This window comes from Allobosea sp. TAF32 (assembly GCF_052113585.1).
In the GTDB taxonomy this organism is placed as follows: Bacteria; Pseudomonadota; Alphaproteobacteria; order Rhizobiales; family Beijerinckiaceae; genus Allobosea.
Genome location: NZ_JBFRDM010000005.1, coordinates 23,031 through 44,161, shown reverse-complemented (window position 1 = coordinate 44,161; position 21,131 = coordinate 23,031). Strand labels below are relative to the sequence as shown.

The following is a 21,131-nucleotide window of genomic DNA, read 5'->3' as shown; positions in this document are numbered from 1 at the left end:
TCCAGCGCCTTCCTTCATGAGATTCTCGGGTCTGCGCTTCGCTCCGCCCGAGAATGACGCCTCATCGGCCGCCGATGAGGCGCGGCGAAAATTCGCCAGCGTGAGTCGGCTGGCGCGGCGGCTGAGAATCGGAGCGGAGCGTACATCAGTACGTGAGCACCGGAAGCGCAGGCCGTCGTGTCAGACGGCCGCGCCAGTAGCATTCGCGCCTCAGACCTGGCGCGCCACCATCATCTTCTTGACTTCCGCGATCGCCTTGGCCGGGTTCAGCCCCTTCGGGCAGGCGTTGGCGCAGTTCATGATGGTGTGGCAGCGATAGAGCCGGAAGGGATCCTCGAGATTATCCAGCCGCTCGCCGGTCGCCTCGTCGCGGCTATCGATCAGCCAGCGATAGGCCTGTAGCAGCGCGGCCGGTCCGAGATAGCGGTCGCCGTTCCACCAGTAGCTCGGGCAGGAGGTCGAGCAGCAGGCGCAGAGGATGCACTCGTAGAGGCCGTCGAGCTTCTCGCGATCGGCCTTGGCCTGGCGCCATTCCTTCTCGGGAGCCGGCGTCGTGGTCTGCAGCCAGGGCTCGATCGAGGCATGCTGGGCGTAGAAGCGCGTGAGGTCCGGCACGAGATCCTTGACCACCGGCATATGCGGCAGCGGGTAGATCGCGACCTTGCCCGCATTCTTGCCGGTGCCCCCGCACTCGTCGATGCCGGTGGTGCAGGCGAGCCCGTTCTTGCCGTCCATGTTCATGGCGCAGGAGCCGCAGATGCCCTCGCGGCAGGAGCGGCGGAAGGTCAGGGTAGGGTCGACCTTGTTCTTGATCCAGATCAGCGCGTCCAGGACCATCGGCCCGCAATCGTCGCGGTCGACATAATAGGTGTCGGTGCGCGGATTGGCAGTGTCGTCCGGATTCCAGCGATAGACCTTGAACTCGGTCAGTTTCTTGGTGCCGGCCGGCTTCGGCCAGGCCTTGCCCTCGGTCAGGCGGGAGTTCTTCGGGAGATTGAATTCGGCCATCGGATCGTCCTCAGTACACCCGCGCCTTGGGCTTGATGTACTCGATATCGTTGGACATCGTGTACGTGTGCACCGGCCGGTCATCGAGGGTGACCGTGCGCTTCTCGTCGTCGATCCAGGCCAGGGTGTGCTTCATCCAGTCCTTGTCGTCGCGGTTCGGATAGTCCTCGCGGGCATGCGCGCCGCGGCTTTCCGGACGGTTCAGCGCCGAATCCATGGTGACCACCGCCTGGGTGATCAGGTTGTCGAACTCCAGCGTCTCGATGAGATCGGAATTCCAGATCAGCGAACGGTCCTTGGTGCCGATGTCGGTGATGCCGCCCCAGACCTCGTGGATGAGTTTGTGGCCCTCTTCCAGCGTCTCGCCGGTGCGGTAGACGGCGCAGTTGTTCTGCATCGTCCGCTGCATCCGGTCGCGGAGCTCCGCAGTCGGCGTCTTGCCCGCAGCGTTGCGGTACTTGTCGAGGCGGGTGAGCGCCAGATCCGACGAATTCTTCGGCAGTTCCGGCTGCTTCTCGCCCGCCGTCACCGTATCGGCGCAGCGCAGGCCGGCCGCGCGGCCGAACACCACGAGGTCGATCAGCGAGTTCGAACCGAGGCGGTTGGCGCCGTGCACCGAGACGCAGGCCGCTTCGCCCAGCGCCATCAGCCCGGGAACGACCGTGTCCGGATCGCCGCCGACCTTGGTCAGCACCTCGCCGTGATAGTTCGTCGGGATGCCGCCCATGTTGTAGTGGACGGTCGGCAGCACCGGGATCGGCTCACGCGTCACGTCCACCCCGGCGAAGATCTTGGCGCTCTCCGAGATGCCCGGCAGGCGCTCGTGCAGGATCTTCGGGTCGAGATGGTCGAGATGCAGGTAGATGTGGTCCTTGTCCTTGCCCACCCCGCGGCCGGCCCGGATCTCCATCGTCATCGAGCGCGAGACGACGTCGCGCGAGGCGAGATCCTTGGCCGAGGGGGCATAGCGCTCCATGAAGCGCTCACCCTCGGAGTTGGTGAGATAGCCGCCCTCGCCGCGCGCGCCTTCGGTGATCAGGCAGCCGGAGCCGTAGATGCCGGTCGGGTGGAACTGCACGAACTCCATGTCCTGCATCGGCAGGCCGGCGCGCAGCACCATGCCGCCGCCGTCGCCGGTGCAGGTATGGGCCGATGTCGCCGAGAAATAGGCGCGGCCATAGCCGCCGGTCGCAAGAATCGTCTGCTGGGCGCGGAAGCGGTGCAGCGTGCCGTCATCGAGCTTGAGCGCGATCACGCCGCGGCAATGGCCGTCCTCGTCCATGATCAGGTCGATGGCGAAGTACTCGATGAAGAACTCGGTGTTGTAGCGCAGCGCCTGGCCATAGAGCGTGTGCAGCATGGCGTGGCCGGTGCGGTCGGCCGCCGCGCAGGTGCGCTGGGCCGGCGGCCCCTCGCCGAATTCGGTGGTCATGCCGCCGAAGGGCCGCTGGTAGATGCGGCCGTCCTCGGTGCGTGAGAAGGGCACGCCCCAGTGCTCGAGCTCGTAGACGGCGGCCGGCGCGTTGCGCACGAGATATTCGATGGCGTCCTGGTCGCCGAGCCAGTCCGACCCCTTCACGGTATCGTACATGTGCCACTGCCAGGTGTCCTTGCCCATGTTGCCGAGCGAAGCGGCGACGCCGCCCTGGGCCGCGACGGTGTGCGAGCGGGTCGGGAACACCTTGGTGATGCAGGCCGTGCGCAGGCCGGCCTGCGAGCAGCCGACGGTGGCGCGAAGCCCGGCGCCGCCGGCGCCGACGACGACGACGTCGAAGGTGTGGTCCGTGATGGGGTAGGCGGTGCCGGTATAGGCCGGAACCGGGCGGGACTTGGTGATCGCCATCGGATCAGCCTCCAAAAGACAGCTTCAGCACCGCGTAGACGCTGGCCGCGCCGACCGCGATGGCGAAGAAGGTGTTGGCCATGACGGCGAGGATCTTGGGCCCCTCCTCATGGATATAGTCCTCGATGATGACCTGCATGCCCAGCCGCATATGGATGCAGGCCGAGAGGATGAAGAGCAGCATCAAGATCGCGACGCAGGGGTTCGTCAGCAGCGCGACCGCAGCCGGATAGGGCCGGCCGACGAGCGCGATGACGACGCCGATGAAGATCACCGTCAGGATCAGGTTCGAGACGGCGGTAACGCGCTGCAGCCAGAAATGGCCGGTGCCGGACTTGGCGGAACCGAGGCCGCGAACGCGGCCGAGCGGGGTGCGCATCGAGGAATTGGACAGCATGGACGGCCTCCTCAGCGCAGGACCAGGGCGACGATCCAGACCAGGACCGTCAGGCTTACCGAGGCGACGAGCGAGAACTTCGCCATGTTCATCCGGGTCTCGGGTTCGTAGCCCTTGCCCATGTCCCAGACGAAATGCCGGAGGCCACCGACCATATGGTGGATCAGCGAGAAGCTGTAGAGGAACAGCACGAGGCGGCCGAGGAAGGAGCCGGCGACCGCCTGTGCCGTATCGAAGGCGGCCGGCCCGGAAGCGGCGGCCACCAGCCAGCCGGCGATCAGCACCGTGCCGAGATAGAGCCCCGTGCCGGTGACGCGATGGGCGACGGACATCGCCATCGTCCAGGACCAGCGATAGATCTGAAGGTGCGGCGAAAGCGGGCGAGCCGCGGGCTTGACCTCGGCCAATATCATTCTCCGATCAAGCGGCCCGCAAAAGGAGGCGGACCCAATTGGGATCATTCTAGAGTGACTGGTTCTCTAACGAAACCGTTCCGGCGCTGCAATGCGGCGCGCGCAGAACGAAGTTACAGATTCTGAAAATCGTCATTTCGTTACAAAAAGCTTAGCGCGGCAGCAGCGCCCAGTAGTCGAAATCGAGGATGACGCTCGGATCGTACTGATCTCCTGCCTTCAGCGGATGGTCCGCGCAAGGCCGGTTCTTGACCGCGACGAGCCTGAGCCTGACGGCACCGACATCGCTTCGGCCCGGCAATTCCGCACTCGCCAGCACCTCGCTCCAGGCATAGACGGTGTCGCCGGCGAAGAGCGGCGCGACATGCCGCCCGCCATTGATCGCGGCAATGTGGAAGGCGTTGCCGAGGCCGTTGAAGGAAAGCCCACGCGCCAGGCTGATGACGTGGCCGCCATAGATCAGGCGCTTGCCGAAGCGGCTGCTCTGCGCGGCATGAGCGTCAAAATGAACCTTGGCCGTATTCTGGTAGAGCCGCGTCGCGATTTGGTGTTCGGCCTCCTCGACGGTCATGCCATCGACATGGTCGATCCGTTCTCCGACGGCGTAGTCGCTCCAGCGGAACGGGGAACCGGCCAACGCATCGTCATAGGCCGAGAGTTCGACCGCGGGGCAGCCTTGCCCCAGTTCTTCCGGCTGCACGGCCCTCGCCAACTCCGGCACCTGCTCGGCATGGGCTGGCATGCCCGGGCTGCGCTTGCGCACCAAGACCCAGCGCGCATAGCTCAGCACGATCTCGCCATGCTGGTTGCGCCCAATCGAGCGGACATAGACGATGCCTGCGTCCCCAGCGGAAGTCTGCTTCAGCCCGATCACCTCCGAGGTGGTCGAGAGCGTGTCCCCCGGGAAGACCGGCTTGAGGAAGCGGCCATCGGCATAGCCGAGATTGGCGACGGCATTGAGCGAGACATCCGGCACGGTCTTGCCGAAGACGATGTGAAAGACGAGCAGATCGTCGAGCGGCGCGGCCGGATACCCGATCGCGCGGGCGAAAGCCTCCGAGGACTGCACGGCGAAGCGCGGTCCATAGAGGGCCGTATAGAGCGCAACGTCGCCCACCGTGACCGTGCGCGGCGTCGCATGGACGATGACGTCCCCGAGCTGGAAATCCTCGAAGAAACGTCCAGAATTGGTCTTGGGCGCGGAGCCTGACATGCATCGCCTCCTGATCGCCTGCGATTTTGCGCTGCAACGAAGGCGATCGTCCAGCCCTGACGAAAGCAGGAGCGTCCGCGATCGACGGTGGCGTCAGCCTGCGATGGCGGCGAGTTTCGCCAAGTCGACATTGGCGCCGCAGACCAGCACGCCAAGCCGCTCGCCCTGCGCGGGCTTGTAGGCGCCGCAGAGCAGCGCGCCCAAGGCCGCCGCCCCGCCCGGCTCGACCGCGAGGCGGAAATCGCGCCAGAGCACGGCTTGCGCCTCGGTAATCGCCGTATCAGGCACGAGCGCGACATGATCGACGCTGTTCTTCGTCACGTCGTAGACGAGCTGGCCGACATTGCGGGCGCCCAGCGAATCCGCCGCGACCGACGCGACCTTGACCTCGATCGGCCCCTTGGCATCGAGCGCCGCCTGCAGGGCGCGCGAACCCTCCGGCTCCACGCCGACGACCTTGACCTTGCTACCGGCGAACCAGCTTGCAATGCCCGAGATCAGCCCGCCGCCCCCGACCGCGACCAGCACGGTATCGAGATCCGGCTCCTGCAGATCCCATTCGCGACCGAGCGTTCCCTGCCCCGTAATCGTCTCCTTGGCCGCGAAGGGATGAATTTTGAGCGCGCCGGTCTGGGCAACGAAACGATCGCAGGCGGCCTGCGCATCATCGTATTGCGCGCCGCCGATGATAACATCGGCACCGAAGCGCTTGATCGCCTCGACCTTGGCAGCCGGCGAAATCTCCGGCACGAAGATGGTCGCCTTCACGCCACGCTTCATCGCGGCATAGGCTACTGCCGCACCGTGATTGCCGCCCGAGGCAGCCGAAACGCCAGCGGCCGGAACCGGCAGCGACAGCAGGTTGTTGAAGGCGCCGCGCGTCTTGAACGAGCCGGCATGCTGCAGGCATTCGAGCTTGAGCGAGATATCCGCAGGCGACCCGAAAGCGCCCGTTCCCAGCCGCATCGCCGGCGTGACCCGCGCATGACCGGCGATGCGCGCGGCCGCTTCCTCGATCATCGGGCGGGAGACGGGTGCAGCGCTCATGACGGTATCCTGCAGGGGCTGGGATGCGGACACGAAGGTCCAGATCGCGATGGGAAGCCCGTGGCTATCGCGTCGCGGCGGATCGGGGAAGGGCTTCCCGCGCCCGGCGGCAATGTGCCGGGCGACGACCAGCGCCGCCAGCGCGTCGAGCAGATCATCCGCCGCAGCCCCGCGCGGCGGCCGCGCGAAGACGACATCCGGCGCGATCCCGGCCTCCCGCAGCAGGGCTTGCCGTTCGGCCATGCCCATCGGATTGACGACACCCTTGACCTTCTTCGGGTGGATCAGCGGCACGCCCTTCATCGTCCGGAAGGCCAGCTCGGGATGAACCTCGAAAACGTGTTCGCGCATCGCCGCTTCGGCCCGTAGCAGAGTGTCGATCTCCCGAATCTTGGGGAAGAGGTGGAAGCCCTGCTTCGAGACCTTCCGCGGTGGCTCCGAAAGCGCGAGCGCCAATGCGCAAGCCTGGCGGTAATCGCTCGCCTCGACGGCGCGGCGCGCGGGAATCGCAAAGACCGAGGACTGCCTGTCGCCCAGCAGCGCCCTTACCGCCTGCTCCGGTCCGCGCCCGGAACCCAAGACGCGATCCGGCAAGCCGATCGGCATGTCGACCGCGACGGTCGCCGGCACGGTCTCTCCCGTGAATAGATCGGCGAAGCGCGGCAGCACGCGGATCACCGGCACATCATGCGCTTCATCTGAAGCGAGCGCGGCAATCCAGCCACCCTTGCAGCCATCGACCCCGGCCAGCCAAGCCATCCCGTTTCCTTCGCCTTTCGCAGCGCTGGCATTGCAGCTGCGTTGCTCTACTGTGCAGTGCAATACAAGCCGGCCGTGTCAGGAGAGACGATGACCACGATACGCCCCCGCCGCAGCGCCCTCTACATGCCCGGCTCCAACGCCCGCGCGCTGGAAAAGGCCCGCGAGATCGCGGCCGACGTCCTCGTCCTCGATCTGGAGGATGCCGTCGCACCCGATGCCAAGACCACAGCCCGCGAGCAGGTCTGTGCCGCGGTGAAGGCGGGCGGATATGGCGGGCGCGAGCTCGTGATCCGCGTCAACGGTGTCGGAACGCCCTGGTTCGCTGATGATCTCGCCGCCGCCACGGAGGCGAAGCCGCAGGCGATCCTGATCCCGAAAGTCGCGGCCCCGGAGACGCTGCAGGAAATCGGCGGCCGCTTGACCGGCCTGTGGGCCGACCCCGCGATCGCAATCTGGGCGATGATCGAGACCCCGCTCGCCATCCTCGAGGTCGAGCGCATCGCCCGCGCCGCGCGCGATCCGGCAACGCGGCTTGCCTGCTTCGTGATGGGCACCAACGACCTCGCCAAGGAAACGCGGGCCCGCTTCGTGCCGGGCCGCGCGACCATGCTGCCCTGGCTGACCAGCGCCCTTCTGGCAGCCCGGGCCCATGGCATCGACATCCTCGACGGCGTCTACAACGACATCAAGGACGAGGCCGGCTTCCTTGCCGAATGCGAGCAGGCTCGCGACCTCGGCTTCGACGGCAAGACCCTGATCCACCCGTCGCAGGTCGGGCCCGCAAACATGATCTTCGCGCCGGACGAGGCGGAACTGGCGCGGGCCCGCGCCATCATCACCGCCTTCGATCTGCCGGAGAATGCGGGCAAGGGCGCTATCCAGCTCGAAGGCCGCATGGTCGAATTGCTCCATGCCGAAATCGCGCGCCGTACCGTGGCGCTGGCCGAGGCGATTGCGGCGTGAAACGAAAACGGGGCCGCGCCTGGCGCAGCCCCGTGGACTCTGGACCCGTAGAAGGCGGCCTCAGCCCTTCTTGGCAGCCTTGGCGCGCTCCATGGCCTCGACGATCAGCTTCTTGGCCTCCGCGGCATCGCCCCAGCCCTTGAGCTTCACCCACTTGCCGGGCTCGAGGTCCTTGTAGTGCTCGAAGAAGTGCTGGATCTGGTCGAGCGTGATCTGCGGCAGATCGGTGTAGTTGTGGACGTTCTCGTAGCGCTTGGTGAGCTTCGGCACGGGCACGGCGATGATCTTCTCGTCGCCGCCGCCCTCATCCTCCATCAGCATCACGCCGATCGGCCGGACCGCGATATAGGAACCCGGCACCAGCGGGCGCGTATTGGCAACCAGGACGTCGCAGGGATCGCCGTCTTCCGAAAGCGTATGGGGGATGAAGCCGTAATTCCCAGGGTAGCGCATGGGCGTGTAAAGGAAGCGGTCGACGAAGAGCGTTCCGGCTTCCTTGTCCATCTCATACTTGATCGGCTCGCCTCCGATCGCCACTTCGATCAGGACGTTGACTTCGTCGGGCGGGTTCTTGCCGATGGAGATGGCATCGATGCGCATGGGGAACCTGTCGTTACAAAATTTCGCCGGGCCTTATGCAAGTTCGGAGCGAAAAGGCCAACCCCTTCCTTGGTTTTCGGTTGCCCAATGATTTGCGCTGCCGGAGTCACGCTGGTATCGGGCGGTGCATGAAAACGACCAAGGCCCTTCCGTGCTGACCCGGCTGCGCCCCGATGCGGAGCGTTACGCCCGGCGCATGGCCCGCATCGCACGTTGGGATCGGCCGATCGAGAGCCGCGGCCAGCGCCTGCGCGCCTGGGCCAATATGCTGCTTGTCGACCACGGCATCTTCCGCCTGGCCTATCTCAATACCCATCGGGTGACGCCGCGGCTCTGGCGTTCGGCCCAGCCGGCTCCGCATCAGATAGCCGGCTTTGCCCGCAAGGGCGTCAGGACCATCGTCAATCTGCGCGGCGGACGCGAGCACGGCTCCTGGCCCTTGCAGAAGGAAGCCTGCGAGCGTCACGGCATCACGCTGATCGATTTCGTCCTGCGCTCGCGCGGCGCGCCCGAGCGCGAGACGATCCTCAATGCGAAAAGCTTCTTCGAGAGCCTCGAGGAGCCCGTGCTTGTGCATTGCAAGTCGGGGGCCGACCGGGCCGGCTTCTTCTCCGCCCTCTATCTCCTGATCCACGAAAAGCGCCCGCTCGCGGAGGCCATGCGCCAGCTCGCGCTGCGCTACGGCCATTTCCGCTTTGCCAAGACCGGCATCCTCGATGCCTTCTTCGAGGCCTATCGCCGCGAGGGGGACGCCACGGGAATCGAATTCCTCGATTGGGTCGAGACCATCTACGATCCGGAGCGGCTCGAGCAGGAGTTCAAGCCCGGCCTGTTTTCCTCGCTCGTCGCTGACGGGTTGCTTCGTCGGGAATGACGAGCTCCCGGCGGCTCAGCGCGCCGGGCTTCCGACGACGGGGCCGCCCGCGGGCGTGACCTCGGCATCGCCGAGATGCAGCCAGACGAAGCCCGTATGGACGAGGGCGCGCAGGATAGAAATTGCGCCGATCGCCTGCAGAAGCTCCGGCGACAATGACCTGAACCAGACCATCGTCGCGATGATCGCGACCAACGCCAGTGCATTGATCAGCACCTGCCAGGCGGGCTGGCGCGACAGCGTCGCCATATCCTGAAGGGGCGTCAGCACCGCGATGCCGGCATAGAACGGCGCAAGCAGCGCCAGAACCCGGCCCAGATTGTCCCAGTGCGTTCCGTCGAACAGCGGCTCGACCAGAGTTGCGATCACGGCGATGGAGCCGAACAGCAGCGCCGCGGCGCCGATCAGCCCGACCGCCATCACGCGCGCCACGAAACGACGGCGTGCGCCGGCATAAGCACGCAACCGATTCAACGCGATCGGCGCCGACACCGTGCCGAACATTTGCGTCGGCATGTCGAGCAAGCGCATCGATAGCGCGACCTGCGCGGCGAGCGCGGTGTTGGCGGCGTAGGGGAGCGCGAGCACCGGCGCGATCGCGAAGCCATATGACAGCAGCGCGGTCGGCAGCAATGTCAGCGGGATGCTCCGCCAGTGATAGGCCGCGACGAGCAGGCTCTGCGACGTCCACAGCCGCGGTTCCACCAGCGGCGAGATCGCGCCCCAGCGCCGCCGCAGCAGGTAGAGCGCCGCAAGGACATGCCCCAACGTGTCGGCCATGAAAAGCGCGAGCGCTTTCGGCCCGAAGATGCCGATCAAGGCCAGCATGATCGCTGGCTGCGCGATGGCCTGAACGACATTGCTGTTGCCGATCGCGCGGAAGTCGCCCTCGGCAGTCGCTTCCGTCCAGAGCAGCCGAAGCACCGCGCGCGCCGACAGCGAACCGAGGAACAGCAGGGCAATGGCGGGAGCAACCCAGCCCGACAGCGCCAGCCCGATCAGCAGAACCGCGGCGATGCCGCAAAACGCCAGCCCGACGACGGCGGCGAGCCGGAAGGCATGCCCGAGCCGGGCGCGGTCCGCGCTCTGGAAGAAGACGGCTTCCAGCCGCAGCAGGGCGGCGATCGAAACGAAATTGACCAACGCCGAGAACACGGCGAAGGCGGCAAAGACGAAAGGCGGGCATAGGATGGCGGCAACCAGCAACCCCCACACCGAGATCAGCCGCGCCTGGATGAAGCGCAGGCCGAGCAGGATCGAGGAGCTCAGGCTGGAGCGCAGCAGCGGCGCGCGTGCCGCAACAAAGCGCCGGCCTGCCGACAGGCGCCCGATGGCTTGGCGTGGCGCGAGCTGCTCCCGTTCCATGACGACTTGAGCGGTCATATCGACATCCATGCTCGGATGATCGGATGGGCCGTCTCGTACCGGTCCTGCGCCACTCTTCGCGGAAGAACGATTGGCGGACTGATTCACGGATGACGCGCCTTCTGCCGAGGAGGCTGCGCCTGTATGGTTAACGATCGATTAAGCTTGGTCACGGGCCGATAGCTGGAAAGGGGGCGGTGATCCCGCCCCGGGTCGCAGCGCATCAAGCGCACCATGTCGCCTTTTTTGGGGCTCAGGCGTGTTTGGTCTTGAGCGCTTCGAAGCGTTCCAGCTGATCCGGCAGCAGCTGGCGCGCGGCGTCGCGCCGCACGAAGATCTTGAACATCACCTCGCCGGCGCCGTTGAAGAACTGGACCGAACAGGCCCGCCGGCCCTGCGCCGTGCTACGATCGACAAGGTAGATCGCGCGGCAGTTCTCAGCCTTGATGTGCCCGCCGATCGGGCTGTCGCCATGGATGTTGTAGTAGCCATGGCCGAAGCTGCCGATTGGCAGCGAGCCTTCGCATTCCAGGACGATGTCGGGCGTATGCATCAGAAAGAGCACCGTGCCCCAGCTTGCCAGCTCTTTCCAGACATCCTCGAACCGCTCGGGCGCCAGGAAGAGGCGCTGCTCGGCCGGCAGGAGCTCCAGCACGGCCCGCGTCGAGACGTTGGCTTCGCGCGCCACGGCCTCGATAAGGCCGTCGGGCTTGGCGGCGAGCAGCGTGCGGGCATGCTCGATCGGATCGCGGGTCGGGATATCGGCGGTCGTCATCGTTGCAGCCTCACTCGGCCGCCTGGCGCGGCAGGTGCGGATTGCTCTCGCTCAGCACCGTCTCGAAACCCTCGAACTCGGGATGGCCGAGATAGATCGGCTTCGGGCGCGGCTGGCCGGCATTGCGATGCGACTCGCGGAACTGATCCGATTTCGTCCAGGCGACGAAGTCGTCCTTCGAGGCCCAGCTCGTATGCGAGGAGTAGAGCGTATGATCCTCCTTCTCCGGCCCCTTGAGCAGGTGGAAGGCGATGAAGCCGGGCATCTCGTCGAGCCGGCTCTTGCGCGAGGACCAGACGGTCTCAAAGGCGGCCTCCTCGCCCTTGACGACCTTGAAGCGATTCATGGCGATGAACATCGACGCATCCTGCATGTGAAGCCGCGAGCCGGCTGAAATGAAAGGGTGCCGCTACGCGGCCGGTCATCGCCATTTCCGGATAAAACGCCTGGCGAAGCGTTCACCGCGGAGAATGCGTGCCGGGAGAGGCCGCGCGACGACGCGCCGCGACCGAAGCCGGCGGCGCACAGGCGCTGCCCTTGACCCCTTGTAGTAAAGATGAATATCACCGTCAACAATACACTCGGTCAATTCTTGTTTTGAGTAATTCAAAACTGTGATTTACTTTATTGAAGCATTCTAAACAAGACGATCTCTGCCGATCGGATTGAATTGCAATGGCCGCTGCCCGCCGGCGGCGTCCGAATGGAGTTGCACCATGTCTGGCTCATACGATCGAGCGATGCATTCCGCGCCGGTGCAACCGAACCGACGGGAGCTGACGGTCTCGGCCTTGTCGTTGCTCGCCCTGGCCGGGCTCGGCCCTGTCGCACCCGCCTTGGCGCAGACGCCCGAGCGCATCGTCGTCGCCGGCGGCGTCGTCACCGAGGTGATCTATGCGCTCGGCCTGCAGGAGCGGATCGTCGGTATCGATTCCACCAGCCAGTTCCCCGCGGAGGCGCTGAAGGACAAGGCGAATGTCGGCTACGTCCGCGCTCTCTCGGCCGAGGGCGTCCTTTCTCTCAAGCCGACGCTCATCATGCTGATCGACGGTGCCGGCCCCCCGGATGCCGTCTCGCTGCTGACTGAATCCGGCGTGAGGATCGCGCGCATAGGCGACGGGCTGACCCCGGAAGGGGTCGCGAGCAAGATCGCCGCGATCGGCACCGCCATCGGAGCGGCGGCTCCCGCCGAGCGCCTTGCGGAACAGACCAAGGCCCGGTTCGAGGAACTCGCCAATTTGCGTGCCGGAATCGCCAAGAAGAAGCGTGTGCTGTTCCTGCTATCGCTTCAGAACGGCCGCGCCCTCGTCGGCGGCCGCAACAGCTCGGCCGATGCGATCATCTCGCTGGCGGGTGGCATCAACGTCGCGGACGCGATCGAGGGCTACAAGCCGATGACGGATGAGGCGATCGCCGCCGCCGCGTCGGAGATGGTGCTGATGATGCGCAACAGCAGCGCCCACAACACCACGCCTGACGAACTCTTCGCCATGCCATCCTTCTCCCAGACGCCCGCGGCCAAGGAGAAGCGGCTGGTCCATATGGACGGGCTCTACCTGCTCGGCTTCGGCCCACGCACGCCAATGGCTGCGCGGGACCTCATGGCATCGATCTATCCGGAGGCCGCGATCCCGCCGTTGAAGACGGCCGCTGCCCCGTGACCCTCGCGGCGCCCGTCACCATGGCTTCCGGCGCGCTGACGACACTGATCGCCGGCCGGCGCCGCGCCGGCCTGCTGGCTGTCGTCGGGCTCTCCCTGGCCAGTCTGCTGATCGCCATCGTCGCCGTCGGCCAGGGTGCCATCTCCATTTCTCCGGGGCGCGTCGCCGAGATCCTGATGGCGAAGCTGACCGGAGACGCCACGTTGCTGGAAGGACGCGACGCGCTCGTCGTTCTCAACATCCGCCTGCCGCGCGTGCTGCTCGGCCTGCTCGTCGGGGCAGGTCTCGCGGTTTCCGGCGCACTGATGCAGGGGCTGTTCCGCAATCCGCTGGCCGATCCCGGCCTCGTTGGCGTTTCCAGCGGCGCGGGCCTCGCCGCCGCCGCCACCATCGTCCTCGGTGACCGCTTCCTCGCGGGCACCATGATGAAGCTGCCCTTCGCCGCTCTGCCGATCGGAGCGTTCTGCGGCGGCCTCGTCTCGACGCTGGCGCTCTATCTCATCGCGACGCGCGGCGGCCGGACCTCGGTCGCCACGATGCTGCTGGCCGGCGTCGCGCTCGGTGCCATGGCGGGTGCGCTTACGGGACTGCTCTCCTTCATCTCGGATGACCGCCAGCTGCGCGATCTGACCTTCTGGTCGCTCGGCAGCCTCGGCGGCGCGAGCTGGACCAAGCTCTCTGTCGTCGCGCCGATCATTCTGCCGCTGCTCCTGTTGATGCCGTTGCTGGCGCGCGGATTGAACGGGCTCATGCTTGGCGAGGCCGAAGCCTACCATCTCGGCATCCCCGTCCAACGCATCAAGGCGCTGGCCATCCTGCTGGTCGCGCTTGCCGTCGGCGCCAGCGTCGCTTCGGCTGGAATGGTGGGCTTCGTCGGCATCGTCGTGCCGCATCTGATCCGGCTCTGCGTCGGCCCGGACCACCGGCTGCTGCTGCCGCTTTCGGCGCTGGGCGGCGCGATGCTGCTCGTCGGAGCCGATATCGTCGCGCGACTGATCGTCGCTCCGGCCGAGCTCCCGATCGGCATCGTCACCGCCACGATCGGCGCGCCCTTCTTCCTCTGGCTGCTGCTGCGGCGCACGAGCGCCCTCGATGTCTGAAGTGACGCCCGTCCTCTGCGCCCATGGCGTCGGCTTCGCGGCAGGTGGCCGCCGCCTGGTCGCCGACGCCAGCCTCGAGCTCGCGGGCGGCACGACCACGATCCTGATCGGGCCGAACGGCGCGGGTAAATCGACCCTGCTGAAGCTCCTGACCGGCGAAGCGAAGTCAGCCGGCGGAGAGGTCCGCATCGCCGGAGAGCCGCTCGCGGCGATCCCCCATTGGCGCCTCGCCTGCCAGCGCGCCGTCATGGCCCAGCATGCCCGCCTCGCTTTCCCCTTCAGCGTCTACGAGGTCGCAAGCCTTGGCGTCGACGGGATCGGCCGGGCGCTGACGCGCCGGCGCCGCGAGGCGATCGTCGCCGAGAGCCTTGCCGCCGCGGGGGTGATCGACCTCGCGGGCCGCCGCTATCAGACACTCTCGGGCGGCGAGCAGCAGCGCGTGCAGTTCGCCCGCGTGCTCTGCCAGCTCGAGGCCGGCCGCAGCGTCGCCGAGAGGCAGGTGCTCTTCCTCGACGAGCCGATCGCCAGCCTCGATCTGTGCCACCAGCTGGCGCTGCTCGACATGGCGCGCGGCATTGCCTCCCGCGGCGTCGCGGTCCTGATCGTCCTGCACGACCTCAACCTCGCCGTGACCTATGCCGACCATCTGGTGGTGATGGATCAGGGGCAGATCATCGCGCAGGGCCCGCCGGCGCGCACGCTCGACGATGCCCTGCTGCGCCAGGTCTTCAAGGTCGACCTGACGCTGAGCCGCGCGCCGGCGCCGGGGCTGCCCTTCCTGCTACCGCAGCAGCACCGCTCGCGCCCCGCCGTGTGAAAGGCGATTCACCGGCGCTTCATCCTGAATCCCGCTTCACCATATCGCTCAACCCATGCTTCATGACTGAGGATTAAACCCCGTCCGCGTCCGAACGGGAGTTTCGACCATGGACCGACATCTCGCAGCCATCGGCCTCGCCGCTGCCTTGTTATTGCCGAGTCTGACCAGCGCCGAAGCGCGCGAGGTCATCGGGCTCCGCGACGACCGCTTCGAGCCCGGCACCATCCTCATCCGCACCGGCGAGCGGAAGCTGTATTTCGTCGTCGCGCCCGGCACGGCGATCCGCTACACCATCGCGGTCGGCAAGGCCGGCAAGCAATGGCGCGGCGTCAAATATGTCGAGGAAATGCAGGTCGACCCGGCCTGGGCTCCGCCGGCCGAGGTCAAGCGCGACAATCCCCGCCTGCCAGACGTCATCCCCGGCGGCTCGCCGCGCAACCCGATGGGTGCGCGCGTCATCGGCCTCGGCCCCGGAGGGCAATACGCCATCCACGGCACGAACATGCCGAACACGATCGGCACTGCCGCCTCCTATGGCTGCTTCCGCATGCACAACCAGGACGTGATCGACCTCTATGCCCGCGTCCAGATGGGCACTCCCGTCGTCGTCATGCCCTGAGCGTCACACCGCCACCGGCGAGAGCAGCGGACGCCCGGCGAAGAAGGCTTCGAGATTGCCGAGCATGACCTCCTGCTGTGCGTCTTGCGCGGTATCCGAGGCGGCCGCGATATGCGGCGTCAGCACGACATTGTCGAGCGCCTTCAGCCTGTCGGAGACATGGGGTTCGTTCTCGTAGACGTCGAGCCCCGCACCCGCGATCGCGCCGGTCTCCAGCGCTGCGCACAGCGCGTCCTCGTCGACCGCGATGCCGCGGGAGATGTTGACAAGATGCCCGCGCGGCCCCAGCGCCTTCAGCACGGCGGCATCGATCGCATGACGGTTCTCGGCGCTGGCACGCGCCGAAACCACCAGAAGATCGGCCCAATCGGCGAGACCGAGCAGGCTGTCATGGTAGAGATAGGGCGTATCGGCGCGGCGGCTGCGATTGTGATAGCCGATCTCCATGTCGAAGGCTTCGGCGCGCCGCGCGATGCGGCTGCCGATGGCGCCCAGCCCGTAGATGCCGAGCTTGCGCCCCGCCAGCCCCGGCACCGAGGCCATGCGCTGGACCGAATTGCCCTGCCAGCGCCCGGCCCGGACGAAGCGGTCGGCCTGTGGGATCTGCCGCGCCGTGGCGAGCAGCAGCCCCATGGCGAATTCCGACACACTGGCGGCATTGGCCGTCCCGGCATTGCCCAGCGCGATTCCGCGCTCCTTGGCACGCGCCCGATCGACGCCCTCAATGCCGGTCCCGTAGCAGCAGATCAGCCTGAGCTTCGGCAAAGCGTCGATGAGCGCGGCATCGGTGCGGAGGCTTCCCATCGTGAGCAGCGCCTCGGCCTCCTCGGCGCCGGGCGGTAAGGCCTCCGGCGTCGAGCGCTCCATCGGCCCGAGCACGGTGAAATTCTCCTTGAGCCGCGCGATCAGGGCCTCCGGCATGCGCGGCACCATCAGTATCGTCGGGTTCATGGCATTGCTCCAGCAGATGCTGCATCGCAGCACCGCGCCGCCGATCGCTCAACCCACATCGGCAAACGGCCCGCCATCCGCCCTGCGCATTCCGGGCTTCGACGAAAGACGCATCGAATCGCTCCAAAAGCCGGCAATCACGCGCTTTTTCCCCTCGCGGCCCGGAAGGAACCGCGTTAACCTCCGGCCGCGACGCGCAACCGCCCGTGCCTCCACGGGCCAGGAAGGGGCAACCAGATGGATCACCTCGCCGACGTGAAGAAGTTCGCCAAGAAGCCGCTGAACGATGCGGCCTTCGGCGGGATGTCGAAGGCCTATGCGCTCGTGATGAGCAAGCCGGACACCCGCTACGTTGCCTGCTCGGACCCCGCCGAGGTCGACCGCGTCCGCGAGAATTTCCTGAAGAAGAAGCTCGGCCTGAAGTCCGGCGATCTCGACGGTTCGATCAAGGCGGTCTGCGAGCATATGAAGGCGGACCGGACCAAATCCCGCCTGACCTTCTACTATCTGCTGGCCGAACACCACGGAAAGCTCGACCTCTTCATCAAGAAGTAGGTCATGGCCCGGCCCGTCCGGGCATTCCCATCCGTATATGCAGGGACGAACGGCATGGCCGGCAGCGGCGCCGGCCGGAGTCCCGTTCAGTCGCGATAAAGGTCTGCACGCGTCAGCGGCAGGCCGGACGGGCCTTTGCGCCGCTTCGAGACCAGCGTCTGGTTGACCAGCGCCCCGCCGCGCTCGAAGGCGAGCGAGCAGCCCGCGAGATAAAGCAGCCACATCCGCGTCCGCTCCGGGCCGATCTCGACCTCGGCCTTCGCCTTGTTCGCCTCGAGCCTTTCCCACCATAGCCGCGTCGTGCGCTGGTAATGCTCGCGCCAGCCTTCGACATCGTGAATTTCGAAGCCGTGGCGCTCGAGATTGGCGATCGACATGCCCAAATGGTCGAGCTCGCCGCCGGGAAAGATGTAACGCACCAGCGCGCGGTATTCCGCCGGCATCTTGTTGAAGGCCTTTTCCGTCTTCTTGGCCCGGCGCGAGATGCAGTGATGCAGATAGAGCCCGCGCGGCCGCAGCAGCCGATTAACCGCCTGGAAATAGGACGGGTGATTGCGGATGCCGACATGTTCGAACATGCCGATCGAGGAGATCTTGTCGAACTCCCCTACCATCTGCGTGAAATCCATGAGGTGGAGCGTGACCTTGCCCTGAAGCCCGAGCTTCTCGACCTTCTCGCGCGCCAGGGCGAGCTGTTCCTCGGCCAGCGTCACGCCATGGGCCTCGACGCCGTAATAGCGGGCCGCATGGCAGACCAGCGCGCCCCAACCGCAGCCGATATCGAGGAAACGGTCCCCCGGCTTCAGGCGCAGCTTCCGACAGATCATGTCGAGCTTGTCGCGCTGGGCCCGTTCGAGGTCACCGTGATCCTCGGTGAAATAGGCGCAGGTGTAGACCATCTCCTCGTCGAGGAAGAGCCGGTAGAAATCGTTCGAGACGTCGTAATGATAGGCGATGTTGGCCTTGTTGGTGGCCGGCGCGCCGTCGCGCGCAATCTCGTCGCCCTTGCGGTGGCTGACGGCAGCCTCGGCCTTGCCGGGCGCAAAGATGAAGCGCCTGACAACGTCGAAGACCGCGCCCTTCGGGATGTTGCGTGCGAGCTTGCCGACCTTGCCGTCGGGCCGCGCCGCCGCGAGATCGAAGATCGAGCCGTTCCGGATCGAGATGCGGTCTGTGATATGCAGATTGAGCAGCGTGTCGAGCTTGGGCTTGCGGATCAGCGCGGCCGGGACACCGGCATCGGCGATGGCGATGGCGAGCCCGTCGGAGGGCCAGGAGGCGGGCACCGAGCTGCCGTCCCAGAGCCGGAAGCCGAGCTTCAGACCGAGCTTGTCATGCGCCTCGCTCAGAAGGCGGCGCAGGGCCGCGAGGCGCTTGTCGTTGCTGTCCATGACCGAGAATCCGCTGCTTTCCGGCTGCTGTTTGGACGCAACGCCGCGGATTGGCAATGTTCCGCATATCCGGGACCGATTGGCGCTCAGAAATCGCTGGCGATGCCCTTCACTTCCCAATCGTCGTAACGCACCGGCTCCAGCCCGCCACGACCGTTGAGCTCGCGCTGTTTTGCGACCTCGGCCGCATGCGCATCGATAGCGGCCCGCCGGGCCGACGCCTCGGCCAGCGCGCGCTGCGCGGCTGGCGACAGCTTCTTGGGCTCTGCAGCATCAGACGGCACGTCGTCTTCGACCTTCTCAGGCATTTTCGGCTCGTTTCCTAGCAGGGTTTCTCTTGCAGGATCGGGATCGCCCCCACCACATAGGGCACGAACCCGGCCTTCGCGAGGGCTTTCCGCCCCGCGGCGCTGCTGATGAAGGGGAAACGATGAACTACGTTCGCACCGGCATGTTGATGGCAGGCCTCACCGCGCTTTTCGGCGCGGTGGGCTATCTGCTCGGCGGCGGCGGCGGCATGCTGATGGCGCTCGGCTTCGCCGCCGTGACCAATCTTTTCAGCTACTGGAATTCCGACCGGCTGGCGCTTGCCGCACACAACGCCCAGGAGGTCGATGAGCGGACCGCGCCGGAGCTTTACGGCATGGTGCGCGATCTCGCGGCGCGCGCGAACATGCCGATGCCGCGCGTCTACCTGATCCAGGAAGACCAGCCCAACGCCTTCGCCACCGGCCGCAATCCGCAGAACGCGGCGGTGGCGGCGACGACAGGCATCCTGCGCACGCTGACCTATGAGGAATTGGCTGGCGTGATGGCGCATGAGCTGGCGCATATCAAGAATCACGACACGCTGACCATGACGATCACGGCAACCTTCGCGGGTGCGATCTCGTCGCTCGTCACTTTCGGCATGTTCTTCGGCTCGCGCGACAACCGCCCGAACTTCGTCGTCCAGATTCTGCTCTCGATCCTCGCGCCGATGGCGGCCGCCCTGATCCAGATGGCGATCTCGCGCTCGCGCGAATACGAGGCCGACAAGCTCGGCGGAGAGATCGCCGGCAATCCGGTCTGGCTCGCCGATGCCCTGGCCAAGATCGCGGCGGGCGTCCAGCACATTCCCAACGAGACAGCCGAGGCCAAGCCTGCTACGGCGCACATGTTCATCATCAATCCCTTGACCGGCGGCGGCATGGATAATCTGTTCTCGACCCATCCCGACACCGGCAACCGCATCGCTGCGCTGATGGAGCAGGCCCGCGCCATGGGCATCGGCCGCAGCACGGGCGGAGCGAGCTTCTCCGCCCAGGCCGACAACAGCCCCTGGTGCAAAGCGCCCCGCCAGCCCGGGCCCTGGGGCTGAGATGGCCGAGCGCCCTTCCCCGAACCGCCCCGCACCGGAACCGGCAGAAGCAGGACGCAGCGATGCGCCCGGACTGCCGGCCCGCCGCTTCGCCGCCACCATCATCGATGAAGTCCTGCGCGCGCGCCTCGCCCTCGACGAGACCGTCGACCGGCTGCTGCCGGCCTCGGGGCTCGACGCAGCCGACGCCGGGCTGGCGCGCGCCATTGCCGTCACCGCCTTCCGCCGCCTCGGCACGATCCAGCACGCCGTCGATGCGCGCCTCGAACGCGGCAGCCCGCGCAAATCCGGCCCGTTCGAGCCGATTGTGACGGCAGCGGTCGCGCAGATCCTTTTCCTCGACGTGCCCGACCACGCCGCCGTCGATCTCGCGATCCGCCATCTGCATGAAGACGCGCGCTCGGCGCGCTACGTCGCCCTCGGCAACGCGCTGCTGCGCCGCATCGTGCGCGAGCGGGACGCGATCCTGGCCGAGGCGCAGGCGGATGCCCTCCTCGACACGCCCGATTGGCTCGCCGAAAGCTGGAGCGAGACCTATGGCGAGGCAGCGGCTGCCGCGATCGCGGCGAGCCATCGCGAGGAACCGTCGCTCGATATCACCGTCAAAGCCGATCCCGCCCGCTGGGCCGAGACGCTCGACGGCATCGCCCTACCGACCGGCTCAGTCCGGCTGCGCGAGCGGCAGGCCATCGCCGGGCTGCCGGGCTACGATGAAGGCGAGTGGTGGGTGCAGGATGCCGCTGCCGCGTTGCCGGTGAAGCTGTTGGCGCCGCAACCCGGCGAACGTATCGCCGATCTCTGCGCCGCGCCTGGTGGCAAGACCGCCCAGATCGCAGCCGCTGGCGCTGATGTGACGGCATTGGATCGCTCGGCGCCGCGCCTGCGTCGCCTGAAAGCCAATCTCGCCCGCCTCGGCCTGACGGCGGATGTCGTCACGGCCGATGCCGTAGCCTGGAAGGCCGAGCCCTTCGACGCCGTCCTGCTCGACGCCCCCTGCAGCGCGACCGGTACGATCCGCCGTCACCCGGACGTCGCCTGGACCAAGCTGCCGGAGGATCGCGACCGGCTCGCCGGCCTGCAGGCGCGCCTGCTTGATGCGGCGGCCGCCCTGACGAGACCCGGCGGACGGCTGATCTACTGCACCTGCTCGCTCGAAGCCGCGGAGGGCGAGGCGCAGATCGCCGCTTTCCTCGCGCGTCATCCCCAGTTTCGTCGCAAACCCGTCGAGGTCGCCGAAATCGGCGGTTTTGCTGAGGCGATCGACGCAAACGGCGATCTCCGGACGCTGCCGCATCAGCTGAAGGGCGCATCCCCGCGCCTCTCCGGATGGGCGGGATTTTACGCAACCCGTCTGATCAGGCTATGACGGAGCAAGGATTCGCGCGCTGGGACGGCGCGGCTCCTCTGGTACTAT

At 66.7% G+C, this 21,131-nt stretch carries 22 protein-coding genes; 9 read left to right on the top strand and 13 right to left on the bottom strand.

Annotated features, from left to right (window positions below):
* Positions 1 to 210 precede the first annotated feature (210 nt).
* The 6 genes from AB4Z16_RS12005 to AB4Z16_RS11980 form a co-directional block, all read right to left on the bottom strand.
* The gene (locus AB4Z16_RS12005) at positions 211 to 1,008 is read right to left on the bottom strand and encodes a succinate dehydrogenase iron-sulfur subunit (protein WP_441511576.1); all 798 of its coding nucleotides are present in this window, start codon (positions 1,006 to 1,008) and stop codon (positions 211 to 213) included.
* Positions 1,009 to 1,018: 10 nt separating this feature from the next.
* Positions 1,019 to 2,851, bottom strand: coding sequence for a succinate dehydrogenase flavoprotein subunit (gene sdhA, locus AB4Z16_RS12000; RefSeq protein WP_441511575.1), 1,833 nt, complete (start codon positions 2,849 to 2,851; stop codon positions 1,019 to 1,021).
* Between the two features lie 4 nt (positions 2,852 to 2,855).
* Positions 2,856 to 3,248: a succinate dehydrogenase, hydrophobic membrane anchor protein gene (sdhD, locus tag AB4Z16_RS11995; protein ID WP_441511574.1), complete on the bottom strand. Its 393-nt coding sequence runs from the start codon at positions 3,246 to 3,248 to the stop codon at positions 2,856 to 2,858.
* A gap of 11 nt (positions 3,249 to 3,259) precedes the next feature.
* Complete coding sequence (sdhC, locus tag AB4Z16_RS11990) at positions 3,260 to 3,661, bottom strand: succinate dehydrogenase, cytochrome b556 subunit (RefSeq protein ID WP_441511573.1); 402 nt, start codon at positions 3,659 to 3,661, stop codon at positions 3,260 to 3,262.
* A 151-nt stretch (positions 3,662 to 3,812) separates the two neighbouring features.
* Positions 3,813 to 4,874: a MaoC family dehydratase gene (locus AB4Z16_RS11985; protein ID WP_441511572.1), complete on the bottom strand. Its 1,062-nt coding sequence runs from the start codon at positions 4,872 to 4,874 to the stop codon at positions 3,813 to 3,815.
* A 93-nt stretch (positions 4,875 to 4,967) separates the two neighbouring features.
* The gene (locus tag AB4Z16_RS11980; protein ID WP_441511571.1) at positions 4,968 to 6,680 is read right to left on the bottom strand and encodes a serine/threonine dehydratase; all 1,713 of its coding nucleotides are present in this window, start codon (positions 6,678 to 6,680) and stop codon (positions 4,968 to 4,970) included.
* Positions 6,681 to 6,770: 90 nt separating this feature from the next.
* Here AB4Z16_RS11980 and AB4Z16_RS11975 point away from each other — a divergent pair, with 90 nt between their 5' ends.
* Positions 6,771 to 7,646, top strand: a complete 876-nt coding sequence (locus tag AB4Z16_RS11975; protein ID WP_441511570.1) for an HpcH/HpaI aldolase/citrate lyase family protein — start codon at positions 6,771 to 6,773, stop codon at positions 7,644 to 7,646.
* Positions 7,647 to 7,706: 60 nt separating this feature from the next.
* Here the strand turns inward: AB4Z16_RS11975 and ppa are convergent, their stop codons facing one another.
* Positions 7,707 to 8,246 (bottom strand): inorganic diphosphatase, encoded by a 540-nt coding sequence (ppa, locus tag AB4Z16_RS11970; protein ID WP_441511569.1) that lies wholly within the window; start codon positions 8,244 to 8,246, stop codon positions 7,707 to 7,709.
* 151 nt (positions 8,247 to 8,397) lie between these two features.
* Here ppa and AB4Z16_RS11965 point away from each other — a divergent pair, with 151 nt between their 5' ends.
* Positions 8,398 to 9,120, top strand: coding sequence for a fused DSP-PTPase phosphatase/NAD kinase-like protein (locus AB4Z16_RS11965; RefSeq protein ID WP_441511568.1), 723 nt, complete (start codon positions 8,398 to 8,400; stop codon positions 9,118 to 9,120).
* A 15-nt stretch (positions 9,121 to 9,135) separates the two neighbouring features.
* Here the strand turns inward: AB4Z16_RS11965 and AB4Z16_RS11960 are convergent, their stop codons facing one another.
* From AB4Z16_RS11960 to AB4Z16_RS11950, 3 genes are all read right to left on the bottom strand, one after another.
* Positions 9,136 to 10,503 (bottom strand): hypothetical protein, encoded by a 1,368-nt coding sequence (locus AB4Z16_RS11960; protein ID WP_441511567.1) that lies wholly within the window; start codon positions 10,501 to 10,503, stop codon positions 9,136 to 9,138.
* Between the two features lie 235 nt (positions 10,504 to 10,738).
* Positions 10,739 to 11,260, bottom strand: a complete 522-nt coding sequence (gene hutX / locus AB4Z16_RS11955; protein ID WP_441511566.1) for a heme utilization cystosolic carrier protein HutX — start codon at positions 11,258 to 11,260, stop codon at positions 10,739 to 10,741.
* Between the two features lie 10 nt (positions 11,261 to 11,270).
* On the bottom strand, positions 11,271 to 11,618 hold the full coding sequence (locus tag AB4Z16_RS11950) for an antibiotic biosynthesis monooxygenase family protein (RefSeq protein ID WP_441511565.1): 348 nt from the start codon (positions 11,616 to 11,618) through the stop codon (positions 11,271 to 11,273).
* 358 nt (positions 11,619 to 11,976) lie between these two features.
* On the opposite strand from AB4Z16_RS11950, the gene AB4Z16_RS11945 reads away from it, so the two are divergent.
* The 4 genes from AB4Z16_RS11945 (at position 11,977) to AB4Z16_RS11930 (ending at position 15,460) form a co-directional block, all read left to right on the top strand.
* Complete coding sequence (locus AB4Z16_RS11945; protein WP_441511564.1) at positions 11,977 to 12,921, top strand: heme/hemin ABC transporter substrate-binding protein; 945 nt, start codon at positions 11,977 to 11,979, stop codon at positions 12,919 to 12,921.
* Positions 12,922 to 12,941: 20 nt separating this feature from the next.
* Positions 12,942 to 14,021 (top strand): FecCD family ABC transporter permease, encoded by a 1,080-nt coding sequence (locus AB4Z16_RS11940; protein ID WP_441511861.1) that lies wholly within the window; start codon positions 12,942 to 12,944, stop codon positions 14,019 to 14,021.
* Complete coding sequence (locus AB4Z16_RS11935) at positions 14,014 to 14,838, top strand: heme ABC transporter ATP-binding protein (RefSeq protein WP_441511563.1); 825 nt, start codon at positions 14,014 to 14,016, stop codon at positions 14,836 to 14,838. The genes AB4Z16_RS11940 and AB4Z16_RS11935 overlap by 8 nt, the downstream gene beginning before the upstream one ends.
* A gap of 109 nt (positions 14,839 to 14,947) precedes the next feature.
* Positions 14,948 to 15,460 (top strand): L,D-transpeptidase, encoded by a 513-nt coding sequence (locus AB4Z16_RS11930; RefSeq protein ID WP_441511562.1) that lies wholly within the window; start codon positions 14,948 to 14,950, stop codon positions 15,458 to 15,460.
* Between the two features lie 3 nt (positions 15,461 to 15,463).
* Here AB4Z16_RS11930 and AB4Z16_RS11925 read toward each other — a convergent pair whose 3' ends face one another.
* Positions 15,464 to 16,411: a 2-hydroxyacid dehydrogenase gene (locus tag AB4Z16_RS11925; protein WP_441511561.1), complete on the bottom strand. Its 948-nt coding sequence runs from the start codon at positions 16,409 to 16,411 to the stop codon at positions 15,464 to 15,466.
* 237 nt (positions 16,412 to 16,648) lie between these two features.
* Between AB4Z16_RS11925 and AB4Z16_RS11920 the strand changes: the two genes are divergently transcribed.
* The gene (locus tag AB4Z16_RS11920; protein WP_441511560.1) at positions 16,649 to 16,966 is read left to right on the top strand and encodes a DUF2853 family protein; all 318 of its coding nucleotides are present in this window, start codon (positions 16,649 to 16,651) and stop codon (positions 16,964 to 16,966) included.
* An 86-nt stretch (positions 16,967 to 17,052) separates the two neighbouring features.
* Here the strand turns inward: AB4Z16_RS11920 and AB4Z16_RS11915 are convergent, their stop codons facing one another.
* Entirely contained in the window at positions 17,053 to 18,357 is a 1,305-nt protein-coding gene (locus AB4Z16_RS11915; protein WP_441511559.1) for a class I SAM-dependent methyltransferase, read from the bottom strand.
* A gap of 86 nt (positions 18,358 to 18,443) precedes the next feature.
* On the bottom strand, positions 18,444 to 18,665 hold the full coding sequence (locus tag AB4Z16_RS11910; protein ID WP_441511558.1) for a DUF1674 domain-containing protein: 222 nt from the start codon (positions 18,663 to 18,665) through the stop codon (positions 18,444 to 18,446).
* Positions 18,666 to 18,787: 122 nt separating this feature from the next.
* Here AB4Z16_RS11910 and htpX point away from each other — a divergent pair, with 122 nt between their 5' ends.
* Both htpX and AB4Z16_RS11900 read left to right on the top strand, forming a co-directional pair.
* Complete coding sequence (gene htpX, locus AB4Z16_RS11905; RefSeq protein WP_441511557.1) at positions 18,788 to 19,717, top strand: zinc metalloprotease HtpX; 930 nt, start codon at positions 18,788 to 18,790, stop codon at positions 19,715 to 19,717.
* A gap of 1 nt (position 19,718) precedes the next feature.
* A complete protein-coding gene (locus tag AB4Z16_RS11900) occupies positions 19,719 to 21,083 on the top strand; it encodes an RsmB/NOP family class I SAM-dependent RNA methyltransferase (RefSeq protein ID WP_441511556.1) in 1,365 nt (454 codons plus the stop codon).
* Positions 21,084 to 21,131 lie beyond the last annotated feature (48 nt).